This window comes from Actinoplanes sp. NPDC049668, from assembly GCF_044465445.1.
GTDB lineage: Bacteria > Actinomycetota > Actinomycetes > Mycobacteriales > Micromonosporaceae > Actinoplanes.
Genome location: NZ_JBITLR010000013.1, coordinates 54,144 through 66,436 on the forward strand (window position 1 = coordinate 54,144; position 12,293 = coordinate 66,436).

The following is a 12,293-nucleotide window of genomic DNA, read 5'->3' on the forward strand; positions in this document are numbered from 1 at the left end:
TAGGGGTGTGTTTGCGCTACAGGTCGGCGTCGTCGATGAGGTCGGCCAGCCCTGCCGCGAGCTGGTGCTCGCGGGCTGAGGCCACGGTTTGGAACGCGACCCGGTGCGAGCCGGCCAGCAAGAGGGCCTCGCCCCTTCCGGCCGCCAGCAGCATGCGGGCTTCGCCGCCGGTCAGCGCGAAGGTGTCGGCGATCAGGTCGATGGCCTGCGGTGCCTGCCGCATCAGGATCTGGGTGGCGGAGTTCGCGATGACGGCCTGCCCGAGGTCACTGCCGAGCAGGTCGGCGGCGTCCTGGGTGACCACGGCGACGCCGGCGCGGCGCTTGCGGGCCGCCTTGGCCAGCCGGTAGAGGAACTTGGCGCCCTCCTGGTCCTTCAGCAACGTCCAGGCTTCATCGACCACGACGAGCCGCCGCACGCCGAGCCCGTCGGCGCGGGTGTGGGTGGGCACGTCGACCTCGCGCCAGATGGCATCCAGTGCGAGGAGCATGCCGGGTGCGCGTAGCTCGTCGGCGAGCTGCCGGGTGGACCACACCACCAGGTGCCCGCGCGGCCGGAACGTGGTGGGGCCGTCGAACAGGTGACGGAAGGAGCCGGTGGCCCACGGCGACAGCCGCGCCGCCAGGGTGCCGGCCGCCGGGTCGGCGCCGGCGTCCAGGGCCGCCACCAGGTCGCGCAGCAGCGGCGCGGGACGCGCCCAGCTGGCTGGGTCGTTGCTGATCCCGGCGGCGGCGTAGGTGGCGGTGATCGCCTTGTCCAGGGCGGCGCGTTCGGCCGGGGGTGGCTGTTCCCCGAGCAGCACCGCGACGAGCGTGTGCAGGAACAGGGCGCGGCGGGTCAGCGCGTCCGGACGCCTGTCATTCGAAGGAATATCGAGGGGGTTGACCCGGATGGCGGGGGCGCCGAGCTGGATGGCGGTGCCGCCGACGGCGTCGGCCAGGCGCAGGTATTCGTCTTCCGGGTCGATGATCGACACGTGGACGCCGTCGTACAACGACCGTAGGGTCTCCAGCTTGACCAGGTACGACTTGCCGGCGCCGGAGCGAGCCAGCACCACCGAGTTGTGGTTCTCCTGGGCCCACCGGTTCCACCACACCACCCCGTTGCTCGCGGTGTTCAACCCGTAGAGCACCCCGCCGGCGGGTATCCCGTCGCCGGGCAGCGGCGCGGGCAGGTCAGCGGAGGCAAGGGGGAAGGCGGCGGCGAGGGCGTCGGTGTCGAACACCCTGCGCATCCGCACGCTGTCCACACCCAGCGGCAGGGTGGACGTCCAGCCCTGCAGCTGCCGCCAGGTCGCCGGTTGGGTGTCCAGCAGCACGCTCGCCGCGGCGGCGCGGACCTCCGCCACCGCCTCGACCAGGTCGGTCTCACCGGGCGCGTGCACGCACAGGTAGTGCCCGGCGCGGAACAGCCGCGAGGCGCCGCGGGCAACCCGGTCGGCCAGATCGGCGGCGTCCTCAGCGGCGGCGTCAGTGGCTGGGTCACCGAGGCGGCCCTTGTCGGCGTCCAGACGGCGGGCCGATTCCAGCCGGGCGCGCTGGGTGCGCAACTTCGCCGCCGCGGTGGCCGCGGGGATCGGCTCGATGTGCTGCGCGAAGTCCAGCCGGCCCGGCCAGGACAGCAGGATGTCCGGCCACGCCAGATTGAGCTCCGGCGGGTAGCCGGTCATCGCCAGCGTGGCGGCGTGCCCGTCGCCGAGGTTCAGGTGCCGCGGGGCGACCTCGATGGCCGCCGGACCGATGACGGCGGCGAGTTCGCTGGCCGATTCACCGCTCTGGGCGGCCCCGGCGCGGCCCCATCGGCGGGGCCACCACTTGTCGTCGGTGCGCATTCGTTGGCTCTTCGTGGTGCTCGTCACGGGCTCTCCCGAATTGGTGGGGCGGTGATCGGGGTGTGAGGGGTGGCGCGGGGCCAGCTGGCGTCGCCGCCGGCGTAGGGGTCGACCGCGGCCGTCAGCACGGCCAGGGCGGCCGGACCGTCCAGGACGCGGGTCTGCGAGCCGAGGGCGGCCAGCGCGGTGGCGGTGTGCACGGCGCGGCGCATCGCCTCGGCCGCCGGGTGCGGGCCGGTGGCCCGGCAGGCGATGGTGACGGTGCGCCACAGCGGGTCACGGCGCTGCGCGACCTCGGCCAGGAAGTGCGCGTAGTCCATCGCCGCGTCGGCCAGCGCCGCATCGGGCAAGGCCTGCGCGGCGTCGGCGACGCGTTGGGCATGTCCGGTCAGGTCGACGCGCTGCGCGGACACCACCACCTGCACCGGGCCGGTCAGGGAGTTGAGCCAGCGGGCGTAGCCGGCGACCATGGCCGCCTGCTCGGCACCGGTGCGCAGCCCAATGTTGACCGTGGTCGCCGCGACCAGGACCACGGCAGAGCCGTCGCCGAGGCTAATCACCCCGTCGTCGCCGACCGTGTGGGCGGGCAGCCGCAATACCTGCGGCTGCGTCCCTTCGGGACTGTCGGCGGCAGGAGCCCACAGCGGCGCGGCGGTGATGCCGTCGGGTGCGGGCATCTGCCGGCGCGGGCTGCGCCGGTAGCGGATGGCCGCCCACAGCCACAGGTCCAGCGGTAGTCCGTCGCGGCGGCCGACGGCCAGCGCCGCGGCGACCCCGACGAGGGGAACCACCGCGGCGGCGAACACCGGCAGCGGTAGCCGGCTGCCGATGGCCTGCCACAGCAGGTATGCCGTCGTGGCGGCGGTGGCCAGGATGGCCACCTGCCGCGCGGTCAGATTCCAGATAAGGCGGTCGGGCGCTTCCACATCGGCGGGGATGCGGGCGCGGACGCCGGTGTCAGCTTCCACGGTTTCCTCCAGGACGTGGTTGACCGGTGACGGGGTACCGGGGGTCGCCGGCGGGCCGCACGCGGGTGCCGGGCCAGCCGGTGCCCGAGGGCCGCCCTGTGGCCGGGGTCGGCCGGTTGCCGGTCGCGCCGCGCACCGGCGGGTCGGGCCATCCGGTGCTCGACGGGCGGGCGCCGTACGCCTGCCAGCGGGGCCGCCGCACCGGCATCACCGTCGCCGGGGTGGTACCGGCCGGCACCGTGCGGCGCGGCGGACCGCTCGATCCGCCCGCCGACGGCCCACCGGAGTCGGCGTTGCCGGCGGTCGCGGCGCTGGTGCCACCGGCCGGCGTGAGTGCGGTCGGATTGCCGGTGGCCGGACGGGAGGCCGGCGTGGGCCGGGGCATCCGCGGCCGCCAGTACGGAACGACGGTGGCCGCTGACGATCCACCGGCCGTTCCGGAGGCCGGGGCCCGCGCGCCACCGGCTGCCCGGCCGCGGCCGGCTGCCCGGCCGAACGGCGGTCGGACGAAGCGGGACACCGGCTGGATGAGCAGCATCCGCAGGAACATCCCGGCGGCGTTCTGCTGACCGCCGCGGGTGACGTAGCGGCGCATCATGCCGGGGATCTGCACCGTGACCCACAGCAGACAGGCGACGATGAACAGGTTGCCGACACCGGCCGGGTCGTGGGGGATGCCGAGCGCGGCGAGGTTGGCGTCGGGGTCCAGGAACACCGACAGCGCGGTGTGCATGGCCAGGGCCTGCAACACCACCGTGGCGAGCACGCCGAGCATGGAACGACACCACAGCTTGGCCACCGGGTCGGTGAACGGGGTGGCCAGGCAGGCCAGCGCCGCCGGGGCGATGCCGACCAGCACCACGAGCACGCCGATGCGGATCAGCATCGCCACCAGCAGCATCCCGGTCAGCACGGCGATGATCAGGCCGATGATGACCAGCAGGAACGCGCCGGTTTCGTTGGTCAGGGCGTCTTCCACGACCCGCTGCATGTGCTCGAAGGAGCCGTCGGCGGCGATGCCGTCGCCGGTCAGCGCCCCGGTCAGCGCGTTGGCGATCTCGATCAGCTGGGCACAGATCGGGGTGGCGAAGTTGGCGGCGATGAAACCGATCACCATGCGCGGGACGAGGTCACCGACGCCGTAGCGCACCTGAACGGTTTCGTGGGTCATCACAGTGACTCCGACCGCGATGATCGCCAACACGAACGCGGTGTTGACGATCATCTGCGACCGGCCGCTGATCGTGACCACCTGCGGCAGCGTGGTCACGTCCGGGCTGGTGAACGCGGTCTGCTCCAACAGTCCCCACAGCGCTTTCAGCGTGGCCACGATCGCCTTGGCCAGCCAGCCCAGGACGCCGTCCAGTAGAAATTCCGCGTTCGGGAACGGCCACATGTCAGGCGCCCAGGATGTTCTTGAGAATGGTCAGGATGATCGGGGCGAGCAACGCCAGGCCGTAGCCGATGCCCGCCGACTTCAGCGAGCCTTTCGCCCGCTCGACCTCCGACGGGTCCCCGCCGGCCATCAGGTAGCGGGCTCCGCCGATGGTCAGGAACAGGGTGGCGACCGCGGCGAGGATGCCGGTGATCCACGCGGTCATGTTGTTGATCACCGTGGGCAGGTCATTGACCGCCAGCGGAACGGAGTCGGCCGTGCCGGCGGCGGACGCAGGAGCGGCGGCGCCGGCCAGCAGCCAGGCGGTTGTCGCGATAGTCAGCACGACGGTGGTGGCCGTGAACCGGCAACCACGGTGGGGAATGCGATACATGGAGCTCACACCTCCCGCCCCACATGCAGGTGGGGCGTGTCCGAGAGCGGATGGGAGGCGCTACCAGAGGCGTCAGGGGTGCCGGCCGTGGGAGCCGTGCTCCTTCACAAGCCGCAGCGAATCCGGGGTGAACAGGCCGGTGCCGGCCGGCTGGATACCCTTGTCTCTTGGTGGCGCGGGGAACCACTCACGGCGCCGTCACGCTGGCCGGCTCTTGCGGTGATTCCTTGCCCACCAAGGGCTCCGGTTGGCTACCCAACACAGCGGCCGGCCGCCGCCGGCTACCCAACCGGCACCCAACGAGCCCAACCGGGGGCATGCGCCGCCCCGCACTGAAGCGGCGGGCGTGGCCGGGGCACCACACGCAAGAACGGGGCAACGACCCAACAGTCGGGTCGTCGCCCCGCCAAGCGGTACAACGGCTGGTTCAGGCGGCGGTACCCGTCACCGGCGGCCTCCGGTCACGCTGGTCAGCCGTGTCGACATGCTCCGAACACGACGGTGAGTACGGCGGGGTGCGGCGGCGCCGGGCCTGTCCCGCTGCGGCGGCGCGGGCGGCACGTTGACGCCGGATCGCGTCCGGCAGCGCCTGCGGAGTCCACTCGAGGTCGCCGAGGCCGATCGCCTCGGCCAGGCGCCGCTCAGCCTTGCGTCGCCACGTGGCGGCGACCGGCACGGCGATACCGATCTTGTCGGCGACCACCCGCAGCGCAATGTCATCCAGCCGGGTGGCGGAGATCAGCAGGTGCTCGTCGGGGTCGATCACGGCCTGCGCCACGGCCCGGGCCAAGACCCAGTCCGGGTGGTCCCACGACGGGCGCGGCGGCAGCGACCACGCCCCGTCGACGTGCAGGATGTCGGTCTCCTCCTCGCGCTCGCGGACCTTCTTGGCCGCGCGGGCGCCGGCGTCGATCAGCCGGCCGCAGATGCGCGGCTCGTCCACATCGACGGTGCGCAGCCGGGCCAGGAACCCGGCCAGCAGCTCGGCGTCGAAATCGGCGGTCTCACCGTGCCAGCCGGCGGCCAGCCGGCCGGCCGCCCGGCGCAGCCCTGGCATCGCCAGACCGACTGCGGCGATCACCCAGGCCGGTCCGTCCCGGCGGGCCCGGACCACCACGTCATGCCACACCTGGTCGCGGACCGGGCGGGCGGTGCGGTCACAGATGAGCAGGCGGCGCAGTTCGTCCAACGGCAGCATGTTCTGCGGCAGATCGGCAATACCGCGGGGGTCGAACGCCAACGGCGCGGGCGGGCAGGTCAGCAACAGGAACGCGCGCTCCGCCGCGGCAAGCGGCGATGAGGGCCAGGACTTCGGCATGGTGGGCTCCCGATCAGGCTCGAAGGCGCCGCCGATGGCCTGGCGACGCGGATGTCGCTCTCTATCCGGGCATGCCGACCCAACGCGTTGGCCAACCCGCACACCCACGACGTTGATCACGGCAGAGTCCGCCGGCCGCGAGGTGATTGAGTTGTTGGCCCCAGCTCAGCCGCCGTTTGACGCCGGCGCGCCGGACGGTGCCGGCCGCCCGCGATCGGCACGGCAAGGTAGTGGCCGACCGGCCGCGTTCGTGCACCTCAGCCATGGTGTGTTGGCTCCGTTGAACAGCCGCTACCCAACCAGCTACACCGCGCCCAACGCATGGGTCACTGCGCAATGTCACGGTCCCCGAGTCGCTGCGGACGCTCTCCAGAGGATCGAGTCCCGCCGCGTCCGGCGTCCCGCCTCACCCCTGGGCGATGCCGCGCACCAGGTGGTCGAGACCTCCCGCCGCAGGCAGTCGACAACAGGGACGCATCAGCGCGAGGACTCGATGGCTGCCGATCGCCCGCCAACCGCGCAACGGCGTCGCGACCGGGAGCATTCGATCGATCAGCCCGGACCGATCCGAGCGGTTCTCAGCCAGGACCGGTACCGGAGCCAGGACCGGTCCTCACAAGCCAGGACCGCTCCCGGGCGGTTGGGGTCCGGGACCGGTCCCCGGTGCCGGCAACCTCGGTACCGCAGCCAGCAACGGTAGCGGTACGCCGCCTGGCGAACGGTAACCACCGGTACGAAGTCTTCGCCGTGCAAGACGCGTACCGCCGGCGAACCAGAGCGGCATCGGTCTCCGTTCCCGCGGTGGACCGATCCGGTACCGCAGGCCCCGCCACCGGTCAAGTCCGCGTGCCAACGGTCCCGACCGGCCCTGACCGGGTTTGGTAGTCGCTGCGGTACCGCCGTCCGGCGACCGGTGCCGCCTTAAGTGCGGGCCTCGGTCCAGGCATCAGTCCGTTCCCGCTAGAACCGGCCGAGACAAGTAGGAGGACTGCGGTGGCGGTGCAGGCCGCCCGCCCGGCACCGGCGGCGGTCCGACTCCGGGCATCCGAGCGGGGACCGGCGCGACGGGCCGCGGGAGCCGGCCGGGTGCGTCCCGGCCGGCCGCGGCCCGCGCTCATCGCGGACTGTTGGGTCAGTTGGGTACTCAACTGACCCGTTGCATCTGAACCGGCCAGTCGGGTGCGCGCCGGTTGGGTGGTACGGCTCTGGTTGGAGCCGCTGACCAACAGGCAGTGCAGCGCAAGGACCTCGTCGGGCACCCCCGGTTGGGTGCCGGTTGGGTGCCACGGCGGGCTGCGGGTGCTGCGCGACAGGCTCGATTTGGGCCATGCGTTGACATGAACACGGCCTACCCGGGGCGGGAGCCACACCCGCCCATGACTGCACCGCACCACTCCCCTCCCGTCCACGACCGGCACGACAGCAGCAGCACCGCTGGCGCCCGCCGCGACGGCGACGACCCGCTCGGCCTGTCGCAGCTGATCGCCAGCGGGGTCATCGACGTCGTGCCCGGCGTCCCGCCGGTGCCGATCACCGTCTGGCGGGTCGCCGACCCGGACGACCCGTACCGCCACGACCTGGACGGGCTGACCGGGCGCACCGCTCAACTGCTTGTCGGCCTGTACACCCGGCCCGGCGACACAATCGTGTCCCTCGGCGACGACCCGGCCATCGCCGGGGCGGCCGGCGCCGGTGGCTGCCGCTACCTTGCCGTCGACGCGGCGCACCGGCTGGCCGACCTCGACCACGTGTCCGGAGCGGTCCGACTGGTCATCCTGCGCTGGCCACCCGCCATCCATGCAGCCGAGCCGAGTATGGATCCCGAGGCCATGGTGGATCTGTTCACCGCCTGCCGGGTGCTGCTCGCCGCCGACGGCTACACCATCGTCGCCGTCCCCCCGGCCACCGCCGAGCGCGTCGAGCACCTCTGGCAGCTGGTCCCGGCCGCCCGCAAGGCCGGACTCGGCTGGGTCGAGCAGATCGTGGCCGTCACCGCCGCCATCGACGGCGACCACCTCGCCATACCCGCCACACCGACCGACCGGGCGACGCTTCGCCTGGCCGACGACCTGTCCGTACACATCGACCTCTACGTCTTCGTCATCCGAGGAGGTCGCCGTGGCTGACCACCGTCACGCGCGTGTCGCCGCGACCCACCCGACCAGCCGAGACGCGTCGCAGAGCGACACCGGATCCGCTTCGGCGGCCCAGGTGTCGGTGCTGATGATCGGCCAGCGCAGCCTGGTTGCTCAACGACGCGGCCGGTTCGTCGCCGGCTCCGGCGCCCACCCCGCCCGGATGGCGCCCGACCTGGCCGCCGCGCTCATCCGCGACTACACCGATCCCGGCGACTGGGTCCTGGACCCGCTCGCCGGGATCGGCACCACCCTGGTCGAGGCCGTCCACGCCGACCGCAACGGCCTCGGCATGGAGATCGAACCCGGCTGGGTGGCGCTCGCCCGCGCCAACATCGGCCTGGCCCGCCGCCAGGGCGGCACCGGCACCGCCCGGATCGTCACCGCCGACGCCACCCGGCTGCCCCGCGGCATCCCCACCGCCCTGCGTGGCCAGTTCCGACTGGTGATCACCTCACCGCCGTACGGGCGGACCATGCACGGCCGGGTCGAGCACCGCCGCGGCCCGCTCGTACGGTTCCACAACAGCTACACCGCCCGCGCGACCCACCTGGTCGAGAGCCCGGACGAGGCGAACCTGGCACATCGCCGGCGCACCGGCCTCGTCGACGGCATCACCGCCGTCCTGGCCGGCTGCCTACCGTTGCTCGCCCCCGGCGGCATCGTCGCCATCGTGTCGCGACCATGGCGACGCGACCGGCTCCTGGTCGACCTGCCCGGACAGATCATCCAGGCCGGCCTTGCCGTCGGCCTGGAGTTCGTCCAGGACCGGCGAGCCAGTCACGCCGCCGCCCGCGACGGCCGGCTCGTCGCCCGGCACTCCTTCTTCCAGCTCCACGTCACCCGCCAGACCCGCGCCAAGGGACGCGCTGCGTGCCTGCCCCAGCACGACCACGTGGCCGTCCTCCGCCGTCCACCCGACGGCGACCAGGCGAGGCGCGCATGACCGCCCATCGATGCCACCGCAGTGCGACAGATCCGCCAATCGACACCATCGCCGACGCAGAGCCCGGTAATCGGCCCGGGTGGACCAGCCAATCGCGCCGATGCCAGCGGCGCCACGGCCTCCCGGCAACAGGGTCGCTGAAGTTTGGCCTTCGTCGGCGCTCCCCCAGGCCGCCCGACTCTCGCGCCCCTGTTCAACGAGGGTCCTGGCCACACATTGGCGAGTCGCGCTACGGTCCCGCGCCGCTGCGGCAGCGACGCAGCCCTCTCTCGAACACGTCCCAAAGGACCACCAAGCCCAGTGACCATGACGACCCGCACCGACATCACCGCGCCGTTCGCCCTCACGTGCTTGTGGGCAGGTTGCGATGACCGACGCTCCGTCCAACAACCCGCTCTGGCAGCCCGATCCTCTGCTGACCGTAGAGCAGGTAGCCCATTGGCTGGGCAAGCCGAGAAACACCCTCTATGCCTGGCACAGCCGAGGAAAGGGACCACGCGCGATTCGCGTCGGCAACACCCTGCGCTACCGGCGCAGCGAGATCGAACGCTGGCTCGACGAGCACACCGACCAACAGCCCTGAACGGCCACGCCGATGCCTAGACCCCAGCTCCCGATCGGCACCTGGGGCACCCTGCGCCGCGAACAATTGGGCCCGCACTCCTGGCGGGCACGGGCCCGGTTCCGCGACTACGACGGTGTCACCCGCGACGTCGAAGCCCACGACACCACCGGCGCGAAAGCCGAGAACAAACTCCGTGTCATGCTGCGGGATCGGTCCGCCCCGACCAACGACGAGATCACCGCCGAGACGCGCATCGAGAAGCTGGCCCCGCTGTGGATCGACGAGATCACCGCCGAAGGCCGCCTCTCCGTGCAGACCCTCGACCGGTACCAGGCCTGCCTTCGCCAAGCGATCCTGGGCGCGCTCGGCAGACTACGCGTGCGAGAAACCACCGTCGGGCGTCTGGACAAGTTCTTCAAGGCCCTCGTCAAGAACCATCCGGCGCAGGCACGCAACGCCAAGGTGATCATCGGGCAGATGCTGGCCATGGCAGTGCGGCACGGCGCCATCACCACCAATCCCATGCGAGACATCGGGCGTCTGCCCGGCCAACGCCGGACCGTCGTCGCCTTGACCGTCGATGACCTCGAAAGGGTCCGCGCGGCCATCCGTCAATGGCAGCAGCCCGTCCCCCACAGATCCGGGCCGCGCCGCAGCAGTGATCTCGCGGACATCATCGACCTGCTCCTGGGCACCGGGGCCCGGATCGGTGAAATCCTCGCGGTGCGATGGCAGGACCTCGACCTGCAGGGGCCCCGGCCGACCATGATCATCTGCGGAACGATCGTCTACATCAAGGGACGTGGCTTCGTCCGTCAGGAGTGGACCAAGTCCGTCGCCGGGTTCCGCACCGTGATCCTGCCGCAATTCGCCGTCCATGTTCTACTCAGACGATTCCAGGATTCGAGCACCAACCGCCTCGACGGGGTCTTCGTCACCCGGAACGAAACCTGGCTCTCCCCCAACAACGTCCGCCGACAATGGCGTCAGGCCCGTGCCGACACCGGACTCGAATGGGTCACACCCCACATCTTCCGCAAGACCGTCGCCACCATCCTCAATAACGAAGACCAAACCGAAGCAGCGACCATTCAACTCGGCCACGGCAGCGAAGAGGTCACCAAGACCTACTACATCGTCAAACCCGCCATCGCCCCGGACGTCACCCGAATACTCAACACCCTCGGACCCATGCCTGACCCGCAATGAACTGGACGTAAGAACCATTCAACGCCTGCCATACGATCGCAGTTACATAGGTCAATACATAGAATAATGACTGTTATCCTCTGCCGGTGGCGATGACGCGTGCGAGAGCCCGGGTACTGCGACAGCTGCTGCGGCACCGCCCCGCGGTGCTGTGGATGCCGCTGGCCGCGCTGACGGCGGTCGGGCTGCTGGTACTGCTGCTCGGCCCGATCGCTTGGTGGGCCACCCCGGCCAAACACCTCCAGGGCAAGGACAAGGCCGACGCGCGCACCGCCACCCGGCAGGTGCTCCTCGCCGCGGTCGGCGGCCTGGTGCTGCTCACCGGCGCCGGGTTCACCGCCCGCACCTACTTCCTGACCCGGCGCGGCCAGTTCACCGACCGCTACGGCAAGGCCATCACCCACCTGGCCTCGGACAAGCTCACCGAGCGCCTCGGCGGCATCTACGCCCTCGAACACCTGATGGTCGAGTCCGAGCGTGAGCGGCCCACCGTGGTGGAGGTCCTCGCCGCGTTCGTCCGCGAGCAGACCCGCACGGTGGACCCACCGACACGTACCGACCTCGCCGGGCCGGGCCCGCGGCCGGCCACCGACGTGCAGGCCGCGCTCACCGTGCTCGCCCGGCGCCCCGACCCCGACCAACACTCCATCGACCTCACCGGCGCCCGGCTGTACGGGGCGCGACTCACCGACGCCTCACTGGCCGGGGCGCAGTTGAACGACGTGCAGCTGGACCACGCCGACCTGATCACCGCCGACCTGCGCGGCGCCGTGTTGGACGGCGCCTCGCTGCGGCACGCGGAGCTGGGCGGCGCGCGGCTGCAGCACGCGGTGCTCGACCTCGCCGACTTGCACGCCTGCAGGCTGTGGCAGGCGGACCTGCGTGGCGCCTCGCTCGCCGGCGCGCGACTGACCGACGCCGACCTGATCGAGGCCCGGCTCGGCCCTGTGGTGCAGGGCGACCTGTCCGGAGCGACGCTAAAGCGGACCGACTTCACCGACGGCGCCGATCTGCGCCAGGCCACGGGACTGACCGCCGCGCAGCTGCAGGACGCCAAGCTCGACGAGCACACAATGCTGCCGATCTACCTGCGGCCCTACGGCATGGCCGCTGCGCTCGGCCGGACCACGCCCGACGACGATTCGCCCGGCCCGGCGCGCCGTACGCCACCGCCGCGGCAGAGCGCCCCGGAGGAGACCCGGTGACCTAGGGACCCCGCACCCGAGCCGGCACCCCGCCACCGGATCCACCCAGACTGCGGACTGGACATCGACAGCGTGCCTAAAGCCGCTGCGCGGTGTGCGGCATCGTGGCCACCAGCACCCGGCGTCAACTCCGCGCTCACCCCGGACGGCGCCTTCGACCCTACCCAGCCGCTGGAGCTCACCGACCCCTACTCCAGCGACTCCTCCGTCTGCACGGCCGCCGTCCACGCCGGCAGATCTCCCTGTCCCGCGGCGGCACGGTCGTCATCGAGATGCGCCCCGGCGCCGCCTCGATGCCGCAGCCCCCACTCTTCGTACACGATCGACTGCGGCACGTAAAAACGAGG

Annotated in this window: 11 protein-coding genes; 6 read left to right on the forward strand and 5 right to left on the reverse strand. The window is 71.8% G+C overall.

Translation table 11 applies throughout. The features are described from left to right. Positions 1 to 16: 16 nt before the first annotated feature. From ACIBSW_RS39725 to ACIBSW_RS39745, 5 genes are all read right to left on the reverse strand, one after another. A complete protein-coding gene (locus tag ACIBSW_RS39725; RefSeq protein WP_354721408.1) occupies positions 17 to 1,831 on the reverse strand; it encodes a helicase HerA domain-containing protein in 1,815 nt (604 codons plus the stop codon). A gap of 23 nt (positions 1,832 to 1,854) precedes the next feature. After that, positions 1,855 to 2,799 carry a PrgI family protein gene (locus ACIBSW_RS39730; RefSeq protein WP_354721352.1) on the reverse strand — a complete coding sequence of 315 codons (945 nt, stop codon included), beginning with the start codon at positions 2,797 to 2,799 and terminating at the stop codon, positions 1,855 to 1,857. Continuing rightward, positions 2,789 to 4,195, reverse strand: a complete 1,407-nt coding sequence (locus tag ACIBSW_RS39735) for a conjugal transfer protein TrbL family protein (protein ID WP_354721354.1) — start codon at positions 4,193 to 4,195, stop codon at positions 2,789 to 2,791. The genes ACIBSW_RS39730 and ACIBSW_RS39735 overlap by 11 nt, the downstream gene beginning before the upstream one ends. A gap of 1 nt (position 4,196) precedes the next feature. After that, on the reverse strand, positions 4,197 to 4,568 hold the full coding sequence (locus tag ACIBSW_RS39740; RefSeq protein WP_354721355.1) for a pilin: 372 nt from the start codon (positions 4,566 to 4,568) through the stop codon (positions 4,197 to 4,199). Between the two features lie 427 nt (positions 4,569 to 4,995). Further along, positions 4,996 to 6,006: a hypothetical protein gene (locus ACIBSW_RS39745; RefSeq protein WP_354721357.1), complete on the reverse strand. Its 1,011-nt coding sequence runs from the start codon at positions 6,004 to 6,006 to the stop codon at positions 4,996 to 4,998. 1,256 nt (positions 6,007 to 7,262) lie between these two features. Between ACIBSW_RS39745 and ACIBSW_RS39750 the strand changes: the two genes are divergently transcribed. The 6 genes from ACIBSW_RS39750 (at position 7,263) to ACIBSW_RS39775 (ending at position 12,285) form a co-directional block, all read left to right on the forward strand. Next, positions 7,263 to 8,012 (forward strand): hypothetical protein, encoded by a 750-nt coding sequence (locus ACIBSW_RS39750; RefSeq protein ID WP_354721359.1) that lies wholly within the window; start codon positions 7,263 to 7,265, stop codon positions 8,010 to 8,012. Further along, the gene (locus ACIBSW_RS39755) at positions 8,005 to 8,967 is read left to right on the forward strand and encodes a DNA methyltransferase (RefSeq protein WP_354721361.1); all 963 of its coding nucleotides are present in this window, start codon (positions 8,005 to 8,007) and stop codon (positions 8,965 to 8,967) included. The genes ACIBSW_RS39750 and ACIBSW_RS39755 overlap by 8 nt, the downstream gene beginning before the upstream one ends. Before the next feature lie 367 nt (positions 8,968 to 9,334). Further along, positions 9,335 to 9,550 (forward strand): helix-turn-helix domain-containing protein, encoded by a 216-nt coding sequence (locus ACIBSW_RS39760; RefSeq protein ID WP_354721363.1) that lies wholly within the window; start codon positions 9,335 to 9,337, stop codon positions 9,548 to 9,550. A gap of 12 nt (positions 9,551 to 9,562) precedes the next feature. Continuing rightward, on the forward strand, positions 9,563 to 10,741 hold the full coding sequence (locus ACIBSW_RS39765; protein ID WP_354721365.1) for a site-specific integrase: 1,179 nt from the start codon (positions 9,563 to 9,565) through the stop codon (positions 10,739 to 10,741). Between the two features lie 92 nt (positions 10,742 to 10,833). Further along, a complete protein-coding gene (locus ACIBSW_RS39770; protein WP_354721409.1) occupies positions 10,834 to 11,946 on the forward strand; it encodes a pentapeptide repeat-containing protein in 1,113 nt (370 codons plus the stop codon). A 72-nt stretch (positions 11,947 to 12,018) separates the two neighbouring features. Continuing rightward, positions 12,019 to 12,285 carry an LCCL domain-containing protein gene (locus ACIBSW_RS39775; RefSeq protein WP_354721366.1) on the forward strand — a complete coding sequence of 89 codons (267 nt, stop codon included), beginning with the start codon at positions 12,019 to 12,021 and terminating at the stop codon, positions 12,283 to 12,285. The last annotated feature ends 8 nt before the right edge of the window (positions 12,286 to 12,293 follow it).